The organism is Rhodococcus sp. M8, from assembly GCF_015654185.1.
GTDB lineage: Bacteria > Actinomycetota > Actinomycetes > Mycobacteriales > Mycobacteriaceae > Rhodococcus > Rhodococcus aetherivorans.
The window spans coordinates 5,688,690-5,707,427 of the sequence record NZ_CP064065.1 but is presented as its reverse complement, the minus strand read 5'-3'; the positions used below and the strand labels follow the sequence as shown (position 1 = coordinate 5,707,427).

Annotated in this window: 17 protein-coding genes; 7 read left to right on the top strand and 10 right to left on the bottom strand. The window is 71.7% G+C overall.

Annotated features, from left to right (window positions below; translation table 11 throughout):
- Positions 1-109: 109 nt before the first annotated feature.
- Together corA and ISO16_RS26080 are read left to right on the top strand one after the other, a co-directional pair.
- On the top strand, positions 110-1,177 hold the full coding sequence (gene corA, locus ISO16_RS26085; protein WP_029542492.1) for a magnesium/cobalt transporter CorA: 1,068 nt from the start codon (positions 110-112) through the stop codon (positions 1,175-1,177).
- Positions 1,168-2,982, top strand: a complete 1,815-nt coding sequence (locus ISO16_RS26080; RefSeq protein WP_083662454.1) for a hypothetical protein — start codon at positions 1,168-1,170, stop codon at positions 2,980-2,982. The genes corA and ISO16_RS26080 overlap by 10 nt, the downstream gene beginning before the upstream one ends.
- Positions 2,983-2,991: 9 nt before the next feature.
- On the opposite strand, the gene ISO16_RS26075 is transcribed toward ISO16_RS26080, so the two are convergent.
- Complete coding sequence (locus tag ISO16_RS26075) at positions 2,992-3,579, bottom strand: suppressor of fused domain protein (protein WP_072634740.1); 588 nt, start codon at positions 3,577-3,579, stop codon at positions 2,992-2,994.
- Positions 3,580-3,673: 94 nt separating this feature from the next.
- Between ISO16_RS26075 and ISO16_RS26070 the strand changes: the two genes are divergently transcribed.
- Positions 3,674-4,519: a ParB N-terminal domain-containing protein gene (locus tag ISO16_RS26070; protein ID WP_006938754.1), complete on the top strand. Its 846-nt coding sequence runs from the start codon at positions 3,674-3,676 to the stop codon at positions 4,517-4,519.
- A 189-nt stretch (positions 4,520-4,708) separates the two neighbouring features.
- Positions 4,709-6,412 (top strand): RecQ family ATP-dependent DNA helicase, encoded by a 1,704-nt coding sequence (locus ISO16_RS26065; protein WP_083662453.1) that lies wholly within the window; start codon positions 4,709-4,711, stop codon positions 6,410-6,412.
- Between the two features lie 155 nt (positions 6,413-6,567).
- On the opposite strand, the gene ISO16_RS26060 is transcribed toward ISO16_RS26065, so the two are convergent.
- Both ISO16_RS26060 and ISO16_RS26055 read right to left on the bottom strand, forming a co-directional pair.
- The gene (locus ISO16_RS26060) at positions 6,568-7,101 is read right to left on the bottom strand and encodes a DUF1360 domain-containing protein (protein WP_006938758.1); all 534 of its coding nucleotides are present in this window, start codon (positions 7,099-7,101) and stop codon (positions 6,568-6,570) included.
- 76 nt (positions 7,102-7,177) lie between these two features.
- Complete coding sequence (locus ISO16_RS26055) at positions 7,178-8,284, bottom strand: winged helix DNA-binding domain-containing protein (protein ID WP_072634739.1); 1,107 nt, start codon at positions 8,282-8,284, stop codon at positions 7,178-7,180.
- A gap of 124 nt (positions 8,285-8,408) precedes the next feature.
- Between ISO16_RS26055 and ISO16_RS26050 the strand changes: the two genes are divergently transcribed.
- Positions 8,409-9,929: an MFS transporter gene (locus ISO16_RS26050; protein ID WP_043799265.1), complete on the top strand. Its 1,521-nt coding sequence runs from the start codon at positions 8,409-8,411 to the stop codon at positions 9,927-9,929.
- A 10-nt stretch (positions 9,930-9,939) separates the two neighbouring features.
- On the opposite strand, the gene ISO16_RS26045 is transcribed toward ISO16_RS26050, so the two are convergent.
- From ISO16_RS26045 to ISO16_RS26015, 7 genes are all read right to left on the bottom strand, one after another.
- Positions 9,940-10,752: a hypothetical protein gene (locus tag ISO16_RS26045; protein ID WP_006938762.1), complete on the bottom strand. Its 813-nt coding sequence runs from the start codon at positions 10,750-10,752 to the stop codon at positions 9,940-9,942.
- Between the two features lie 22 nt (positions 10,753-10,774).
- The gene (locus ISO16_RS26040) at positions 10,775-11,944 is read right to left on the bottom strand and encodes an ABC transporter ATP-binding protein (RefSeq protein WP_006938765.1); all 1,170 of its coding nucleotides are present in this window, start codon (positions 11,942-11,944) and stop codon (positions 10,775-10,777) included.
- A gap of 5 nt (positions 11,945-11,949) precedes the next feature.
- The gene (locus tag ISO16_RS26035; protein WP_006938767.1) at positions 11,950-12,786 is read right to left on the bottom strand and encodes a carbohydrate ABC transporter permease; all 837 of its coding nucleotides are present in this window, start codon (positions 12,784-12,786) and stop codon (positions 11,950-11,952) included.
- Position 12,787: 1 nt separating this feature from the next.
- The gene (locus ISO16_RS26030; RefSeq protein WP_006938769.1) at positions 12,788-13,753 is read right to left on the bottom strand and encodes a carbohydrate ABC transporter permease; all 966 of its coding nucleotides are present in this window, start codon (positions 13,751-13,753) and stop codon (positions 12,788-12,790) included.
- The gene (locus ISO16_RS26025) at positions 13,750-15,084 is read right to left on the bottom strand and encodes an ABC transporter substrate-binding protein (RefSeq protein WP_065922826.1); all 1,335 of its coding nucleotides are present in this window, start codon (positions 15,082-15,084) and stop codon (positions 13,750-13,752) included. Before ISO16_RS26025 ends, ISO16_RS26030 begins: the two co-directional genes overlap by 4 nt.
- Positions 15,085-15,220: 136 nt before the next feature.
- Positions 15,221-15,709 carry a general stress protein gene (locus tag ISO16_RS26020; protein ID WP_003936099.1) on the bottom strand — a complete coding sequence of 163 codons (489 nt, stop codon included), beginning with the start codon at positions 15,707-15,709 and terminating at the stop codon, positions 15,221-15,223.
- Positions 15,710-15,840: 131 nt separating this feature from the next.
- Positions 15,841-16,797: an HpcH/HpaI aldolase/citrate lyase family protein gene (locus tag ISO16_RS26015; protein ID WP_072634738.1), complete on the bottom strand. Its 957-nt coding sequence runs from the start codon at positions 16,795-16,797 to the stop codon at positions 15,841-15,843.
- 58 nt (positions 16,798-16,855) lie between these two features.
- Between ISO16_RS26015 and ISO16_RS26010 the strand changes: the two genes are divergently transcribed.
- Both ISO16_RS26010 and ISO16_RS26005 read left to right on the top strand, forming a co-directional pair.
- Positions 16,856-18,130, top strand: coding sequence for a magnesium transporter MgtE N-terminal domain-containing protein (locus tag ISO16_RS26010; RefSeq protein WP_029542476.1), 1,275 nt, complete (start codon positions 16,856-16,858; stop codon positions 18,128-18,130).
- Positions 18,123-18,650: a DUF1003 domain-containing protein gene (locus ISO16_RS26005; protein ID WP_006938782.1), complete on the top strand. Its 528-nt coding sequence runs from the start codon at positions 18,123-18,125 to the stop codon at positions 18,648-18,650. The genes ISO16_RS26010 and ISO16_RS26005 overlap by 8 nt, the downstream gene beginning before the upstream one ends.
- Positions 18,651-18,738: the final 88 nt, after the last annotated feature.

Sequence of the window (18,738 nt, the reverse complement as noted above, 5' to 3'; positions counted from 1 at the left end):
AGGTGCCGTCGCGCAGCCCCGGCGGCCGGCCCGGGGCGGGTTAGCATGACGCAGTGACGGCCCGGACCCGCCCGGTGCGGGCCGGAGCGTGCCGCGCGGAAGGGAACCGATGCCGAACCTGCCCTCGCACTCGTCGCGACGGACCGGCGCCGCGGCGCCCGCCCTGCGGATCCCCGCCGAGCGGGCCGTCGTGGACTGCGCCGTCTACGTCGACGGCATGCGACTGCCGGGCCGTTACGCCCACGGCGCGGCGCTCGCGGAGGTGCGCCGGCGCGGCGCCGGCTTCGTGTGGCTCGGCCTGCACGAGCCCGACGAACAGCAGATGACGAGCGTGGGCCGCACGTTCGGCCTGCACGAGCTGACGGTCGAGGACGCGGTACACGCGCATCAGCGGCCCAAGCTCGAGCGCTACGACGACGTGACGTTCCTGGTGCTCCGGACCGTGAACTACGTCGAGCACGAGTCGGTGACCACGACGAAGGAGATCGTCGAGACCGGCGAGATCATGCTCTTCTGCGGCCGGGACTTCGTCGTGAGCGTCCGCCACGGCGACCACTCGGCGCTGGCGGACGTGCGGCATCGGCTCGAGGCGGCGCCGGAACGGCTGGCGCTGGGGCCGTCGTCGGTGCTGCACGCCGTCGCCGACCACGTCGTGGACACGTACCTCGCCGTGGTCGACGCCGTGCAGCCGGACATCGACGACCTCGAGGAACTGGTGTTCACGCCCGACACCCGCATCGCGGTGGAACAGATCTATCTGCTCAAGCGGGAGATCGTGGAGTTGCGGCGGGCGGTGCTCCCCCTCGCGACGCCGCTGCGCCAGCTGACCCGCGGCGCGGGCAATCCGGTGCCCAAGGAGGTCCGGCGCTACTTCCGGGACGTCGCCGACCATCACACCAAGGTGGCCGAGCGCATCGCGGACTACGACGAGACGCTGAGCACTCTCGTCGATGCCGCGATCGCGAAGGTGACGGTGCAGCAGAACACCGACATGCGCCGGATCTCGGCATGGGTGGCGATCGCGGCCGTACCCACGATGATCGCCGGGATCTACGGGATGAACTTCGACAACATGCCCGAACTGCACTGGGAGCACGGATACTTCGTGGTCATCGGGGCCATCGTCGCGATCACCGTCGGCCTGTTCGTCACGTTCCGCCGCAACAAATGGCTCTGATCACCGCGGCCCGGGAGCGCCTCGCGCCGGTCTCCCCCGACGGGCGCACACCCGGCCCGGCGGTGCTCGCGGCGGCACTCGTCCTGATCGCCCTGCAGCTGACGGTGCGCTCGCTGCTCGCCTTCCGCGGGGAGTTCTACTGGGACGACCTGATTCTGGTCGGACGCTCGGGCATGCACCCGCTGTTGTCGTTCGAACTCCTCGGCTACGACCACGACGGCCATCTCATGCCGGGTGGGTTCCTGGTGGCCGGCGTCGTCACGGCCCTCGCGCCGCTGCAGTGGTGGCCCGCAGCGGCGACGCTGGTGGCCGGCCAGGCGCTGGCGTCGCTGGCCGTGCTGCGCGTGCTGTGGTTGCTGCTGGGGCCGCGGCCGGCGCTGCTCGGCCCGCTGCTGTTCTACCTGTTCACCCCTCTGACGCTGCCGTCGTTCGCGTGGTGGGCGGCGGGGCTGAATTCGCTGCCGCTGCAGGCGGCCCTGGCGTGGGTGGCCGGCGACGCGATCCGGCTGGTGCGCACCGGCCGGATCCGCTACGCGCTGAGCGGGACGGCGGTCACCGTCGTCGCGCTGCTGTTCTTCGAGAAGTCGGTGCTGGTGCCGGCGGTGGCCTTCGCGACCGTCGCCCTGATGTACCGGCTGGACGGCCGCCGCCGGCCGGTGCGCACCGCGGCGGTACGCGGGGCGCCGCTGTGGCTGGGCTCGGCGCTCGCCCTCGCCGGGTGGGCGGCCGCCTACCTGTCCCTGGTGGAGTCCCGGTTCGGGGCGCCCACGGCCGACATGGTGCGCGGGCTGACGCACCACGGCGTCTCGTTCGGGGTGCTGCCGACCCTGCTGGGCGGGCCGTGGCGATGGGACCGCTGGAATCCGGGCCCGCCGTGGGCGGATCCGCCGGCCGGGCTGGTCGTGGCGGCCTGGGCGGCGGTGCTCGCCGTCCTGGTGTGGTCGCTGCGGCGGAACCGGCGCACGGGCTGGGTGTGGGCCGCGACGGCCGTCTACGTGGCAGCCTCGACGGCCGCGATGATCAGCACCCGCTTCGGTCCGGACACGACGTACGAACTGGCGCAGACCCTGCGCTACCACACCGACACGGCCGTCGTCGTCGCGATCGCCGCGGCGCTGATCCTGCGCGCTCCGTCGCGCGGCGACGCGCCCCCCGCACCACCGGCACGGCGGCTCGTCGCGGCCGGGTGCGCGGTCACCTTCGCGGCGAGCAGCCTGTGGTCGACGGCGACGTTCGCCCGCACCTGGGCCGACAACCCCACCGGCGCGTACCTGGCCGCCGCGAAGTCCGCGCTCACCGCGCGGCCGGACGTGCCGATCCTCGATCATCCCGTCTCGGTGTGGGTGCTCCTGCCGGTCACCCACCCCCACAATCTGCTCAGCCGCGTGTTCTCGCCGCTGCCGGGACGCGCCGAGATCGGCGCCGTCACCCCCGAACTGCAGGTGCTCGACGACGGCGGACGGCTGGTGCCGGCGGGTCTCGTCCCGGTGCGGCACGTGCTGCCCGGGCCGGTACCCGACTGCGGGCATCTGCTCACCGCGTCGACGACGACCGTGCTCCCCGCCGACACCGCGCTGGTGGGCGGGGAATGGACGGTGCAGCTGAACTACCGTGCCTCCGCGGACGGCGAGATCGAGGTGGGCTTCCCCGCCGCGCCGCGGGCGCGGGTGCCGGTCACCGCGGGACTGGGCACGGTGTACGCGCGGGTCCCGGGCGCGGGCACCGGGCTGCAGGCCCGCTCCGCGTCGGCCGGGCTCGACGTCTGCCTCGCCGGTGGCCCGATCGGGGTCGTCGTGCCCCGCTGACGGCGCGATTCACATGCGGGCCGGGGCGCGGTTCGGGTCCCGCACGTCGATGCCGGCTTCCGACCACGCCTCGCGCAGCGCAGCGCCGCCGCGCAACCGCTTCCACGCGGCCTCGGTGCCGGTCAGCGGTATCACCTCGAAGAACCGCACCGGGTCGGCGGGCTCGGGCAGCACCAGGTCGGGGACGTCGCTCGGCTCGAGCATCACCGCGGTGAAGGTGGCGCCCTGCCACAGCGGCTCCCCCAGGTCGAGCAGGGCGTCGTCGGTGAGGACGACGCCCTCCACCGCGGGCAGGGCGGCGAGTGTCGCGAGCGTGCGGACCAGTCCCGGGAGACTGCCGCTGAGGCCGCGCACGCTGAGGATCAGCTCGGCGCGCGGCCCGCGGGTCGGGTCGGCGACCGTCGCGGTGGGGTCGCCCATCGGGTGCCGCGAACACCCCAGGGTCGCGAACCGCACCAGGTCCGGCTGTTCCACGCGGAAGCGCAGCACCTCGATGGGTTCGAGGCCGAGGAACGTCACGGACGCCGTCTCCGGATCGCCGCCCCCGAGGCGGGCGCTGAGATGGGCACGGACGGCGGGCAGCACGGCGTCGATCACCCCTGCAATGTAGACCCGAGGCGGGTCCCGCGCCGCAGGTGCGGCCTGCGCCGATCCGGCCGACCGGGACCCCGTCCGCCGGTACCGTCGTGTAATGGTGCGAGACACCGGCTTCCCCGGCGCCGACGCCGGCGACGACTTCTCCCGGCAGCGGCGGCGCGCCGAGTACGCGCGGCTGATCGCGTGGCTGCGCCGCGAACCCGAGGACGTCAACGCCGTGCTGCCGTTCGACGCCGTGGTGCGGGCCCTGGGCCGGGTCGGGGAACGGCGCCTGGGCCTGCAGAGCATCGACGTGGCCTCGATCGTCGGCAGCGTGGACCGCACCGAGGACTTCGACCGGCGGTTCCGGCCCACGTCGGCGCGGCTGCGCCAGCGGTGGGAGAAGCTGGCCACGGCCCGCCGCCGGGGCGAGGCGGTGCCGCCGATCACGGTGTACCGCATCGGGACGATGCACTTCGTGGTGGACGGGCACCACCGCGTCTCCATCGCCTACGCCCGCGGTGACGCGACCATCGACGCCTACGTGACCGAGATCGTCACCCGGATCTCGCCGGAGGGCGTGACCCAGCACTCGGACCTGATGCGCAAGGACCATTACCGGATGTTCCTCAGCCGGGTGCCGCTCACCGGCAGCCGGCGTGATGCGGTGACCGTCCGGGACCCGTGGGACTACGCGGAACTGGCCGAGTGCATCGAGGCGTGGGGCTTCCGGCTCATGCAGGAGCGCGGCGAGTTCCTCACCCGCGACGTGGTGGCGCAGCGGTGGTTCGACGAGGAGTTCGTACCGGTGGTCGACATGGTGCGGGCGGCGGGGATGCTGCGCACCCGCACCGACGCCGAGGCGTATCTGTGGCTGGCCGGCGAACGGTACCGGCTGGTGCGGCGGCACGTGTGGAACGAGGAGATCATCGAGCGGCTGCGGCGGCGGGCCCCGCGGTGAGCGCACGCCCACCGGTTTGATCCCGGGGCGCCGGAGGTATCCCCGGTCAGCCACCGAGGGCGCCCACCGAACGCCCGGGTGCCTCGGGCCGGTCGAGAAGCGTGCCGGCGCCGGTCCGCGCTGGGGTTGGGGACTCCATGCGCTCCGTACCCTGGTCGGGAGGACCGGGCCCACGACAGGAGGACACGCTTGACGGCGACCGTGCAGGACGCAGCCGACACGACCGGACCGCGTGACATCCGGGCCGAGCTACGGGCGGCCGCGCGCCGCGTGTTCGGCTGGGAGGAACTGCGTCCCGGCCAGCTCGACGCGATGGAACCGCTGGTGCGGGGCCGGGACGTGCTCGCGGTGATGGCCACCGGATCGGGCAAGTCGGCGATCTACCAGGTGCCGGCGTTGCTGATCGAGGGCACGACCCTGGTGATCTCCCCGCTCATCGCGCTGCAGAACGATCAGATCGCAGGTCTCGACGCCACCTCGGCGCCGGACGCGGTCGCGATCAATTCCCGGCAGCGGGCCTCGGCGACCGCGGCCGCGTGGGAGACGATCCGGGAGCGCACCGTGGAGTACGTCTTCCTGGCGCCGGAGCAGCTCGCCAACGACGAGGTGGTGGCCCGTCTCGCCGACGCGCACGTCTCCCTCGTGGTGGTCGACGAGGCGCACTGTGTGTCCGCGTGGGGCCACGACTTCCGGCCCGACTACCTGCGCCTGGCCGACGCGCTCGACCGGCTCGGCCGGCCCCCGGTGGTGGCGCTCACGGCCACCGCGTCGCCGCCGGTGCGGCAGGAGATCGTCGAGGAGCTGCGCCTGCGCGACCCGGTGGTGATCGCCAGCGGATTCGATCGGCCCAACATCGATCTGGCCGTCGAGCGGTACACGACCGACGCCGAGAAACGCCGGGCGGTGATCGAGACGGTCGCCGGACTCGAGACGCCCGGGCTGCTGTACACCGCGACGCGCAAGGACGCCGAGTTCTATGCGGCCGAACTGGCCGAACGGGGACTGCGAGCGGCCGCGTACCACGCCGGCCTGCCGTCGGCCACGCGCGAGCGGGTACACCACGGGTTCCTCGACGGCGAGTACGAGGTGGTGGCGGCGACCTCCGCGTTCGGCATGGGCATCGACAAGCCCGACGTGCGGTTCGTCGCGCACGCCTCCGCGCCGGATTCCGTGGACAGCTACTACCAGCAGATCGGCCGGGCCGGGCGCGACGGGCTCGAGGCGAAGGCGCTGCTGTTCTACCGGCCCGAGGACCTCTCGCTCGCGAAGTTCTTCACGACCCACCGCCCGGACGAGGAACTGCTCGGCCGGGCGTTCACCGCGCTGCGGCGCGCGAAAGCCCCGACGCGACTGAAAGACCTACGCGCCGAACTGGATACCCGCGGACGGACCCTGACCAACGCGGTCAACCTGCTCGAACGGGCCGGGGTGGTCTCCTCGGGACGCAAGGGGTTCACCGCACGCACCGTCGAGGTGGAGATCGCCGTCCGGCGCGCGGCGGAGGTGGCAGCGGTGGGCGAACGGATGGACCGCTCCCGCGTGGAGATGATGCGCGGCTACGCCGAAACCCGCGGCTGCCGAAGGCAGTTCCTGCTCGGGTACTTCGGCGAGTCGCTGCTCGAACCGTGCGGCCACTGCGACTGCTGCCGCGAGGGGATCCCCGAGAGCCGGCCCGAGCCGGCGAATCATGTTCGTCACGAATCGATTCCGCTACACACCCGGGTCGTGCACGCGCAGTGGGGCGCCGGCGAGGTGATGAGCGCGGAGACGGACCGGATCACCGTGCTGTTCGACGGATACGGCTACCGCACCCTCTCGCTCGAGGCGGTCGAGGAGCACGACCTGCTGCGCCCCGAGAACTCGGAGCCCGAGCCGGAGCCCGACATCGCCTGACGTCCCCCAGGCGGGCCGGGCGGATGCGCCCGGTGGATCCGCCCGCGACTTCGGAATCCGCCCACGCCGCAGCACGGGCGGATTCCGAACCGGCGCGTGGATCCTGCACGGCCCGTCCTGCCCGAGACGGCACAGGGGGCGACGGGCCGCGGCGCTCACCCGACGCTCTGCTGCGCCTTCGCGTAGGCGAACTGCAGGAAATCCGCGCCGGCCAGGGCCGCGAACAGCCCGGCGACGAGCCGCGTCGGGCGCGGCGCGAAGACCATCCCGATCGTGAAGAAGGTCGCCACCCACACGTCGAAGCAGAACGGGCAGGTGAGCAGCTCCCCGAGGCTGTGCCGCAGGGTGTTCGTTCCGCGCACCTCCTCCGTCACCTCGGCGGGACCGCCCCGTCCCGTGTACCGGGTGAAGGGCGCCCGCAGGGGGCTGGTCACCGCGTCCTTCGTGACCGTCCGCGACAGCTTGTGCGTGCCCAGGGCGAGCACGATCAGGTCCTCGCCGCTCAACCGGTCGGGCAGCCGCCGGCCGGTCACCAGCGCGCCGATCACGGCGACGGTGACGAGCGTGCTGTACCCGGCAAGGACCGTCGCGTACCCCCGCATCGGGAGGTCCTCACCCGCCGTGTATTCGCGGGCGTGCCTGCGGGCGGTCTCCGCGAGGTCGAGGGACGTGTCGGTCTGATTGCTCATCTGCTGCTCCTGCGGGTAGTTCGGTCCGCCCGCCGGATACCCCGTCCGCGGGCGGGCCACGCCTGCCGCCGCGCGCCTACTGTTCGACGAACCGCACCTCGTGCACTTCGGCGGTCGCAGCAGCGAATCTCGTCAGCCGCAGACCTTCCTTCTCGACCGCCGCGCGCCGGGTGGCTGTCAGTCGCTGCCACGGGGTCACCTCGAGCACGGCCGAATTCCTCGTGACGATGAGGTTCGCGGCCCCGGCGACGGTCCCGTCGACGAGGAAGGTCGAGCGCACGATGCCGTTCTGCGTCATGATCCGGCGACGGTGCTCGTCGGGCACGATCCGGGTCCGGTCGGCGTGCGAGAGCAGCACGTTGTCGTAGGGCGCAAGGATCCGCACCGGCGCCGGCGTCGCCGGTGCGGGTCGCGGGGCGTCGGGCAGGTCGAACACCTCGACACCGTTCTCGTCACGGAACACCTCGAGCGACGGACGCAACCGCTCGAAGACCTCACCGAGCCGTGTCAGCCCCGACCAGGTCTGCGCGTCGCGCACGCTCGCCGGCCCGAACGCGGCGAGGTATCGCCGGAGGACGACGGCCGGGTCCGCCCGTGCCGGGCCGCGACCGATCCACTCGTCGAGCGGCGTGAGTCTCGGCTGCCCGGAGCGCCCCCACAGCCCCCGCGGCGGCACCTGCACCAGCGGAAGCAGATTCCGCAGCCCGTAGGCAAGCGCGGCCGGGTCGCGGCCGGGGAACCGCTCGGCGAGCAGCGGGCGCAGTTCCTGCAGGCTGCGCGGGCCGTCGCGGAGCAGGTCGCGGCCCACGGCGGCGAGCTCGCGCAGATCCAGCCCCGCCAGACCGGCCGCATACTGGGGGTTGGTGGTCAGGTCCCGGTCCAGCAGCGGCTGGATCCAGTCCCGCAGGGCCACCGCGTCGGCCGCCGAGACGGCGAACACCGTGCCGCGCATGAGCACGATGCGCACCACGTCGCGTGATTCGAGGAGGTCGGCCAGGGCCGTCGGCCGGAACCGCCGCAACCGCGCCCACAGCGCGAAGTAGGGCGGGCTCGGCGCCTGGGCCTGCAAGCCCAGCAGCTGCTCGACCAGCTCGATCGCGGGCAGGTCGCCGCGCCGCAGCAGGTGCTGCCGGGCGAGGGTGGCGCGGCCGAGCGCGCGGGCGGTGAGGGTGCGCGGCGTCACGGGGACACCCTGCCACGGCGGTCCGACGGCGGCCCGGGCTTCGCATGCGCCTGGACGGCGAGACCGAGCGTCCGGTAGATGTTTAGTTGAATTTAGTTTCATGTTGCAGCGTCGAGGAGAGCCGATGTCCGATCCGAGAGGTGCGCGGCTGCTGGTTCCCGTGCTGTGCTTCATCATCACCACGATCGCCGTGATGCAGACGTCCGTGGTGCCGATCGTCGGCACCATCCGCGACCAGCTGGGCGTGAGCACGACCGCCGCCGGCTGGGTGCTGACCGCGAACCTGCTCGCCGCCGCCGTCACCACGCCGCTGCTGGGCCGGCTGGCCGACCTGCGCGGCAAACGCCCGGTTCTGCTTACCGTCCTCGCCGTAGTGCTCGTCGGCTCGCTGCTGTGCGCCGCCACGGACTCGTTCGCGCTTCTGCTTCTCGGCCGGGTACTGCAGGGCGTGTCGTTCGCGTTGTTCCCCGTCGGCATCGCCGTGCTGCGCGCCGAACTGCCGCCGCAGCGGCTGATCGGCGCGATGGGCCTGTTCTCGGGCACGCTCGGCGTGGGTGGTGCGATCGGCATGGTGCTCACCGGCCTGATGGTCTCGGGCGGCGACTACCGCCGGGTGTTCTGGCTGGTGGCGGCGTTCAACGTCGTCGCGTTGCTGAGCGCCTTCCTCGTCGTGCCGAAGCGGCGGCGGGCCGAGGGAGGCCGGATCGACTGGCTCGGCGCGGCCCTGCTCGCCGTCGGCCTGGCGCTGGTGCTGCTCGCCCTGTCCGAGGGCGGAACGTGGGGGTGGGCGGCGCCGCCCACCGTCGCGAGCGCCGCCCTCGGCCTGGCCGTGCTCGCCGGGTGGTTCCTCTTCGAACGGCACGTCGACGAGCCGCTCGTGCCGCCGCGGATGCTCACCCACCGGCCGGTGTTCGTGGTGCACGGCGCCGCGTTCCTCGTCGGCATGGCCATGTTCGTCAGCTTCCTCGCCACCGCATACTTCGTGCAGACCCCGCCCGCCGTCGCCGGATACGGGTTCGGCGCCACCGTGCTCGAGGCGACCGCGGTGTACATGCTCCCGGGCGCGCTCGTCGGTGTGGTCGCCGCGGCACTGGCGGGCCGGCTCATCCACCGGTTCGACGCCCGCTGGGTGCTGATCGGAGCGTGCGTTCTCGGGATCGCCGGCTTCGCCCTGGTGGCGGTCGTGCACGACCGGAGCTGGCAGCTGATCGTCTCCGGCATCCTCGTCACCACCTTCGTCAGTCTCGCCTATGCGGCGCTGCCGGCGCTCCTCGTCGCCGAGGTGCGCCCCGATCAGACCGGGGTCGCGAACAGCATCAATTCCATCGCCCGCACGGCGGGCAGCTCGCTCAGCAGCGCAGTGGTGACGACATTGCTGGCCACGCTGACCGTCGCCGGCACCGGCGGCGTCGTCCGCGAGAGCGCGTTCGTCGCGGCGTTCGCGCTGGGCGCCGCGGCCGCGGCCGCCGCCGCGGTGCTCGTTCTCGTCGGCGGGCAACCGGCGACGCGTCCGCTCAGCGATCGCGAGGAGGACGAGGTGGAGGCGACGGCCCTCGCCGCCGAATGGGGATCGGTGTCCGGTCTCGCCGCCACGCCCGTCGTCGCGGACGAACAGGCCGAGGCCGCCGCGGCGCGTCGGGGCTGATCGGGCGACGTCAGTCCTGCTCCCGCAGCGCGCGCACCGCCTCCTCCGCCTGCCGCGCCGCGTCCTCGGCCTTCGCGGCGTCCTCGTCGGCCGACCGGGCGGTGCGTCGCGCGAACTCGCGCCGCTGCTCCACCCGGCTCAGCTCCTCGCGCAACCGCGCGACGTGCCCGTCGAGTTCCTCGACCGCCGCGCGTGCCCGCGCCGCCACCGACTGCGCCTCGTCGGCGGTGTTCCGCGCCGCCTCCGCCTCGGCGACGGCGGTCTCCAGGGCGGCGGCGCGCCGGGTGCGCTCGGCCTCGTCCGCCTCGGTGTCCGTCCGTGCCGGCGGGGGCGGGACGACCGACAGCCCCACCGGGCCGAAGCCGCTGTAGTCCAGGGGCGCCTCGAGCCGGCCCCCGCGCACCTGCTCGGCCAGATCGGCGTCGGCGAGGGCGGCGTGCAGGGTCTGGCCGACCTCGCGCAGGGCCGCCTCCGACGCCCGCCGGCCATGCTCGGCGGCGAGGCGGGCCGCGGTCTTCTCGAGCGCACCGATCACCCGCCGTCGCTGCGTGGACAGCCGCCGCAGCTCGGACCCGGAGAGCTGGCGCTGCGCGGAGCGCAGGGCGTCGCCGAGCCCGAGCAGGGCCGTGACCTCCTCGGACTTCTCGCGGACGAGCATGTTCACCAGCCAGGCCGACACGGTCGGCTTGCGCAACCGGCCGACGGCCGCCGCGAGCTCGCGGTCTCCGGCCTCACGGGCGCGGGCGACGTGCTCGCTGCGGGCCGCGGTGAACTCGCCCGGATCGAGCCCGTACAGCTCGTCGGCGATGTCGTCGAGGTCCACCGGCCTACTATGCACCGCTCGGTCAGAGGGTGATGTTCTCCCCCGTCGCCTGGTCGAAGAGGGCGATCTTCGCCGGATCGAACCACAGCTGCACGGGCCGGCCCTTCGCGACGCCGGACTCGGCGGGCAGCCGCGCGACCATCGACCCGCCGGCGAGGTCGGCGACGCCGACGTCGGCCGCCAGGTCGTCGAGGTCGCTCGAATGCAGGTCCGGGGACTCGACGGTGAAGTACGCGTACTTGTCCGACCCCATCGACTCGAGCACGTCGACGTCCACGGTGAAGGTCGTACCCTGCTCACGCTGGGCCGGGTCCAGGAGCGTGGCGTCCTCGAAGTGTTCGGGCCGGACGCCGACGACGACGTCACGTCCCGGATTGTGCTTCTGCACGGCCGCCCACCGCTCGGCCGGCAGGGTGAAGTCGCCGATCACGGTGCGCACGCCGTTCGACTCGAGCTGGCCGGCCAGGAAGTTCATCGACGGAGAGCCGATGAATCCGGCCACGAACAGGTTTCTCGGCCGGTCGTAGAGCTCCTGGGGCGCGCCGATCTGCTGCACCAGCCCGCCGCGGAGGACGACCACCCGGTCGCCGAGGGTCATCGCCTCGGTCTGATCGTGGGTGACGTACACCGTGGTGGTGCCCAGCCGTTTCTGGAGGCGGGCGATCTCGGTGCGCATCTGCACCCGCAGCTTGGCATCGAGGTTGGACAGCGGCTCGTCCATGAGGAACGCCTTGGGGTTGCGCACGATCGCGCGGCCCATCGCCACCCGCTGACGCTGCCCGCCGGACAGATTCGACGGTTTGCGGTCGAGATGGTCCGTCAGGTCGAGGATCTTGGCGGCCTCGGTGACCTTCCGCTCGATCTCGTCCTTGGGCATCTTGGCGAGGGTGAGCGGGAAGGCGATGTTCTCCCGCACCGTCATGTGCGGGTACAACGCGTACGACTGGAACACCATCGCGATGTCCCGGTCCTTGGGCGCCTTCTCGTTGACCCGCTCGCCGCCGATACGCAACTCGCCGGAGGAGATGTCCTCGAGCCCGGCGATCATGTTCAGCGTCGTCGACTTCCCGCAGCCCGAGGGACCGACCAGGATGATGAACTCGCCGTCGGCGATCGTCACGTCCACGTCGCTGACCGCCTTCGCCCCGTCGGGGTAGAGCTTGGTCACCTTGTCCAGCACGATTTCAGCCATCTGGGTCATCCCTTCACTGCGCCGGACGTCAGGCCGGCCACGATGCGACGTTGGAAGATCAGCACGAACACGATGATCGGGATGGTGATGACCACCGCGGCCGCCGCGATCGAGCCGGTGGGCTCCTCGAACTGCGAGGCCCCGGTGAAGTTGGCGATCGCCGCGGGCGCGGTGATGGACCGCTCGGTGGAGGTCAGCGAGATCGCGAACAACAGGTCGTTCCAGCAGAAGATGAACACCAGGATCGCGGCGGTGACGATGCCCGGCGCCGCCAGCGGCGCCACCACCTTCCGGAACGCCTGCCCGGGCGTGGCGCCGTCCATCTTGGCGGCCTTCTCGAGCTCCCACGGGATCTCCTTGAAGAACGCCGAGAGCGTGTAGATCGCCAGGGGCAGGGAGAAGGTGATGTACGGGATGATCAGGCCGGCCCACGTGTCGAACAGCCCGAGTTTGCGGATGATGTCGAAGAGCGGGCTGACGAGGGAGATCTGCGGGAACATCGCGATCAGCAGCGCCACGCCGACGAGGATCTTCTTGCCCGGGAAGTCGAGCCGCGCGATGGCGTAGGCCGCCATGGTGCCGATGACCACCGCGACCACCGTCGCGATCAGCCCGATACCGATGGAATTGATCAGTGCGCTGGTGAACGCGTCGGTGCGGAAGATCCCGCGGTAGTTGTCGAGTGTCCACTCCCGGGGAATGAACCGGCCGTCCTTGATGGTGCCGGCCGGCTTGAACGACAGGCTGGCGATCCACACGACGGGGATCAGCGCGTACAGCAGGACGAGCAGGTTCACCACCGACCAGCTCAGCTTGCGGCGCGGGGTCTCGGTCGTCGTCATGTCACCGTTTCCCTTCCGGATCGGAGCCCGGTGCGGACGCCCCGAACAGCTTGATGAACACGAACGCGATGATGGCCACGCACAGGAAGATCAGGACGCTGATCGCCGACCCGATCCCGAGGTTGAACGCCTTGAACAGGTTGTCGTATCCGAGGATCGACACCGAGCCCGTGCCGTTGGATCCGCGCGTGAGGACGTAGATGTTGTCGAAGATGCGGAAGGCGTCGAGGGTGCGGAACAGCAGAGCCACCAGGATCGCCGGCTTCATCAGCGGCACGATGATCCTGGTCAGCCGCGTCCATGCGCCGGCGCCGTCGACCTGGGCGGCGCGCAGCAGGTCGTCCGGGACGAGGGCCAGCCCGGCGAGCAGCAGCAGCGCCATGAACGGGGTGGTCTTCCACACCTCGGCGAGCACGATGATCGCCAGCGACGGAAGCTGCTGCGTCAGTGGGGCACTGCCCTCGGGCAGGAGGTTCGCGAGGTAACCGGTGCCCGGCGTCCACGCGTAGTACCAGCTGTAGGCCGCGGCGACGGTGACGATGCCGTACGGGATCAGCACCACGGTGCGGACGGTGCCCTTGCCGACGATGGTGCGGTGCATGATCAGCGCCAGTGTCAGGCCGAGGACGAACTCGATCGCCACCGACACGACGGTGATCCCGGCGGTCACGGCGAACGCCTGCCACCAGAACGCGTCGGTGAGGACCGAGACGTAGTTGGCCAGTCCGACGAACTCGCGTTCGTCGGGGAACCGCAGGTCGTACCGTTGCAGGCTCAGCCAGACCGCGTACCCCACCGGGTAGGCCGTGACGGCGAGCATCAGCAGCGCCGCGGGTGCGACGAGCCACAGCCCGAGCCGGCGTTCGGCCTTCTTCCCTTCGGAGAGAAGGGCTTTCTCGCGCCGGGACGGTGCGGTCCGGGCGCCCTCGGCCGGCGGGACGGGTCTGGTTGCGGGCGTGGTGGTCACGGGATCAGCCCTTCCGAATTGACCGCCTTGCGAACCTGTTCCGCGAGTTCGTCGACCGTGCGCGGCGGATCGATCCGGTCGACCGGGTTGAGCGTGGCGGTGATGAGCGTCGAAATGCTCTGGTAGGCGGGCGAGACCGGGCGCACCGCCGCGTTCTCGAGGCTCTCGCGCACCTCCCGCCAGACGGGGTACGCCTGCTGGAACTCCGGGTCGTCGTAGAGCGAGGCGAGGGTGGGCGGAACGCCGCCGTCGACGGCGTTGTTGCGCTGGTTCTCCTCGTTGCGCAGGCACTGCATCGCCTCGAACGCCAGGTCGGGGTTGCGGCTGGTGCGGGCGACAGCGATGTTGAACCCGCCGATGGTGACCCGTGCGGGCGTGCCGGCGATCACCGCCGGGTACGGCGCGGGGAGGAAGTTCTGCTCGCCGTTCACCGTCAGCACCGTGTTGCCGGTGTTCTCGGCGGTCACGTTGCCGTTGTCGTCGATGGAGGGCAGGAAGCCCTTCTCGGCGTTCTCGAGGATGCCGGGGTAGACGAACGGCCAGTTCACCTGGAAGGCGGCCTTGCCGCTCTCCATGCCCAGGCGGGCGGCGGCCTCGTCGGACTGGTTCAGCGACGGGTCCGCACCGGGCGCCGTCGCCACGCGCTTCATGATGTCGAGGGCCGTCACGGCGGCGTCACCGTCGGCCACGGTGACGGTGGTGCCGTCCTCGGCGACGACGGATCCGCCCGCGCTGGCGAGCAGGGTGTTGAACCACACCATCAGGCCCTCGTACTGGCGGGCCTGTACCCCGATCCAGCTGGGCCGGCCCTCGTCCGCGAGCCCGCTCGCGATGTCGATCATCTCGTCCCACGTCTGCGGCGGGCGGCCGCCGGGCATCAGGTCCTTGCGGTACCAGAGCAACTGGGTGTTCGTGTTCAGCGGAGCCGCGTACAGGGTGTCCTGCCACGTCGCCGAGGCCAGCGGCCCGGCGAGGGTGCCCTCGGACACCGAGGCCGCGACGTCCGGCGGCAGCGGCAGCGCCCATCCCGCCTCGGCGAACTCGGCCGTCCACACCACGTCGAGGGTCATCAGGTCCAGCGTGTCGTCCTCGCCGGTGAGCCGCCGCGCGAGCTGCAGCCGCTGGTCGTCGGCGCCCTTCGGCAGGGTGCGCTGCTCGATCGTGTACCTGCCGCCGGCGGCGGCCGTGCAGTTCGCCGCCGCGGCGGCGTACTGCTCCGCACCGTCGGCGGCGGTGTAGAAACTCAGTACCGTCCCGCTCGACTCGCTGCCGCACGCCGCGACCGACGACAGCGCGAGCACCGCCGCGGCACCCACCAGTCCGACCCTCACCGCCCGTCTCCGCACCGCAGCCTCCGCCCGTCGTCCAGCGCGACGGTGACTTCCGTCACACTTGGTGCGAACGTAACGCACCGGGCGCCGGCGCGCGACCCAACTGCCGCCCGGAGCGGAACTGTGATCGAACGGTTTACAACGCGAGCTTGGCGAGCAGGTCCCGGGCCCGTTCGGCGTTGCGCGGCGCGCACAGCACGTCGTAACGGCCGGCCACCAGCTGCATCGTCGACGAGAAGTCACGCTGGCCGCGCGTCGCGGCGTACGGGATCGTGGTGGAGATCAGGCCGAAGACGATGCCGCCGACCATGCCGACGAGCAGGGGGCCGAGGAAGTCGGTCGAGAAGATCCCGAGCAGCAGGCCGAAGAACAGACCGAGCCAGGCGCCGGAGGCGATGCCGCCCCCGATCACCTTCGCCCACGTCAACCGGCCGGTGACCCGCTCGACCTGCATGAGGTCGACGCCCACGATGGTGACGTCCTCGACCGGGAAGGACTGGTCCGAGAGGTGGTCGACAGCCCGCTGCGCCTCAGCGTAGGTGGTGTACGAACCGACCGGCCAGCCGCTCGGCGGAGTCGGCAGGCCCGGCGTGGCGCGTCCCGGCTGTCCGAGGGGGTTGGTCATCTTCGACTCCTTCTCGTGACTGCGCGCCCCGATCCGGCGCACCTGTCCATTCTGCCCGTGTGCGCCTTCGGCGCCGGTGCGTCCTTTGGGTTGTTTCCGCCGCCCGAAGGACGCACCGGCGGCGCAGCCGCCTACTGCGGCGGCTCGAACTTCGTGGTGCGGGTCATCCCGGCCGCCCGGCCCTTCGCGGAGATCACCAGCGCCATCTTGCGGCTGGCCTCGTCGATCATCTCGTCCCCGAGCATCGCGGCGCCGCGCGCGCCGCCGGCCGCGGAGGTGTGCCACTCGTAGGCGTCGAGGATCATCTCGGCCTTGTCGTAGTCCTCCTGCCGCGGGCTGAAGACCTCGTTCGCGGCGTCGATCTGGCTGGGGTGCAGTACCCACTTGCCGTCGAAGCCGAGGGCAGCGGTCCGCTGCGCCGAGCGCCGGAACGCCTCGACGTCGCGGATCTGCAGGTACGGCCCGTCGATCGCCTGCAGGCCGTGGGCCCGGGCCGCCATGAGGATGGTCATGAGGATGTGGTGGTAGGCGTCGCCGCGGTCGTAGCCGTCGGGCTGCTCACCGACGACGAGGGTGCGCATGTTGATGCTCGCCATGAAGTCGGCCGGGCCGAACACCAGGGTCCGGACGCGCGGGCTCGCCGTGGCGATGGCGTTGATGTTGGTCAACCCGAGTGCGTCCTCGATCTGCGGTTCGATGCCGATGCGGCCCACCTCGAGGCCGTGGGCCTTCTCCACCTGGGTCAGCAGCAGATCGAGCGCCTGCACGTGGCTCGCGTCGGGGACCTTCGGCAGCAGGATCGCGTCGAGGTGCGCGCCGGCGCCGCCCACCACGGTGGCGACGTCGAGGTAGGTGGCGTCGGTCGTCCAGTCGTTGACCCGCACCACCTTCAGCTGCTCGCCCCATCCGTCCTCGTTGAGGGCCTCGACGATCGTCGTGCGGGCCTGATCCTTCGCCAGCGGGGAGACGGCGTCCTCGAGGTCGAGGAACACCTCGTCGGCGGCGAGGCCCTTGGCCTTGTCGATCATCTTGCGGCTGCTGCCGGGAACGGCGAGCACGGACCTTCGGGGCCTGAAGTCGAACGACATGGGCTGGGCAGACCTCCGTGTTCCGAAATCGACGACCGCACGTTCTAGCCTGACCATCATGGCAGCAGTGAGCAAGGTATTCGCGGCGAGGCTCGCCGGTCTGGTGGTCCTCGGGCCCGACGGCGAGTCGATCGGCCGGGTGCGCGACGTCGTGCTCACCATCCGGATCGGCCGGCAGCAGCCCCGGGTGCTCGGCCTGGTCGTCGAACTGCCAACGCGCAAGCGAATATTCGTGCCGATGCTGCGGGTGACGGCGATCGAGCCGGGCGCCGTCACCCTGAACACCGGCAACGTGAGCCTGCGCCGGTTCACGCAGCGGCCGACCGAGGTGCTGGCGCTCGCGCAGGTGCTCGATTCGAAGGTCCGGGTCGACGATCCCGAGCTGGGCGAGCTCGCGGGCGTGGACGTGGTCGTCGTCGACCTCGGCATCGAACTGACCCGCACCCGGGACTGGCTGGTCTCGCGGGTGGCCGTGCGCGCGCACCGCGGCCGGCTGGGCCGGAGGTCCGCGATCCACGTCGTGGACTGGCAGCACGTGCACGGTCTGACCTACACCAACCTCGGGATGCCCGGCCAGGGCGTCTCGCAGCTGCTGCTGCAGTTCGAGGACATGCGCGCCGCCGACGTCGCGAACGCGCTCCGCGAGCTGCCCGAGAAGCGCCGGCACGAGGTGGCGGTCGCGCTGGACGACGAGCGGCTCGCCGACGTCGTGCAGGAGCTGCCCACCGACGACCAGACCGATCTGCTGATGCACCTCGAGGTGGAACGCGCCGCGGACCTGCTCGAGGCGATGGATCCCGACGACGCCGCGGATCTGCTCGGTGAGCTGCCCGACTCGGAGGCCGAGTCGCTGCTCCGCCTGATGGATCCGGAGGATTCGGAGCCGGTGCGGCGGTTGCTCGAGCACTCCCCCGACACCGCCGGCGGCCTGATGACCCCCGAGCCGGTGGTGCTCACCCCGGCGACGACGGTGGCCGAGGCGCTGGCCCGGGTCCGCGACCCGGACCTCACGCCGGCGCTCGCGTCGATGGTGTTCGTGGTGCGGCCGCCCACCGCGACCCCGACGGGCAAGTATCTGGGCTGCGTGCACCTGCAGCAGCTGCTCCGGGAGCCGCCGGCCGGCCTGGTGGGCGGGATCGTCGACAACGACCTGCCGCGACTGGACCCGGACGACTCGCTCACCGCGGTCACCCGGTACTTCGCGACGTACAACCTGGTGTGCGGGCCCGTGCTGGACGACGAGGGGCACCTGCTCGGTGCCGTGACGGTCGACGACGTGCTCGACCACCTGCTGCCCGAGGACTGGCGCGAGGAGGAGGCCGACGATGAGTGACCGTTCCGCCGTGGCCCGGCAGCGCCTCGACACCCCCCGCACCGGCCGCTTCCGGGTCAACTTCGACGTCGAGGCCGTCGGGCGCGTCAGCGAGTCGATCGCCCGGTTCCTCGGCACCGGACGCTATCTGGCCATCCAGACCGTCGTGGTGATCGTGTGGATCCTGCTCAACGTCTTCGCCGTCGCGCTGCAGTGGGACCCATACCCGTTCATCCTGCTGAACCTCGCGTTCTCCACGCAGGCCGCGTACGCCGCGCCGCTGATCCTGCTCGCCCAGAACCGGCAGGAGAACCGGGACCGGGTCTCCCTCGAGGTGGACCGGGCCCGCGCCGCCCAGACCAAGGCGGACACCGAGTTCCTCGCGCGTGAGCTGGCGGCGCTGCGGCTGGCCGTCGGCGAGGTGGCCACCCGCGACTATCTGCGCCGCGAACTCGACGATCTGCGCGCACTGCTGATCGAGCCGGAAGAGGAGGACACGGCAACGACGACGGCCGGAAAACCGCGCCCTCCCCGCCGCTGAGACGTGACTCGCTGTAACGTTCATCACAGCCGGTCGATGGTGTCGGTGGGGTAACGGTCCGCGACGAGTAGGTCTGTGGGGTGATGGC

Excerpts from the sequence above, each read along its gene's own strand:
- corA (WP_029542492.1), top strand. The coding sequence starts at position 110 with ATGCCGAACCTGCCCTCGCACTCGTCGCGACGGACCGGCGCCGCGGCG.
- ISO16_RS26080 (WP_083662454.1), top strand. The coding sequence starts at position 1,168 with ATGGCTCTGATCACCGCGGCCCGGGAGCGCCTCGCGCCGGTCTCCCCC.
- ISO16_RS26070 (WP_006938754.1), top strand. The coding sequence starts at position 3,674 with ATGGTGCGAGACACCGGCTTCCCCGGCGCCGACGCCGGCGACGACTTC.
- ISO16_RS26060 (WP_006938758.1), bottom strand. The coding sequence starts at position 7,101 with ATGAGCAATCAGACCGACACGTCCCTCGACCTCGCGGAGACCGCCCGC.
- ISO16_RS26050 (WP_043799265.1), top strand. The coding sequence starts at position 8,409 with ATGTCCGATCCGAGAGGTGCGCGGCTGCTGGTTCCCGTGCTGTGCTTC.
- ISO16_RS26040 (WP_006938765.1), bottom strand. The coding sequence starts at position 11,944 with ATGGCTGAAATCGTGCTGGACAAGGTGACCAAGCTCTACCCCGACGGG.
- ISO16_RS26035 (WP_006938767.1), bottom strand. The coding sequence starts at position 12,786 with ATGACGACGACCGAGACCCCGCGCCGCAAGCTGAGCTGGTCGGTGGTG.
- ISO16_RS26020 (WP_003936099.1), bottom strand. The coding sequence starts at position 15,709 with ATGACCAACCCCCTCGGACAGCCGGGACGCGCCACGCCGGGCCTGCCG.
- ISO16_RS26015 (WP_072634738.1), bottom strand. The coding sequence starts at position 16,797 with ATGTCGTTCGACTTCAGGCCCCGAAGGTCCGTGCTCGCCGTTCCCGGC.
- ISO16_RS26010 (WP_029542476.1), top strand. The coding sequence starts at position 16,856 with ATGGCAGCAGTGAGCAAGGTATTCGCGGCGAGGCTCGCCGGTCTGGTG.
- ISO16_RS26005 (WP_006938782.1), top strand. The coding sequence starts at position 18,123 with ATGAGTGACCGTTCCGCCGTGGCCCGGCAGCGCCTCGACACCCCCCGC.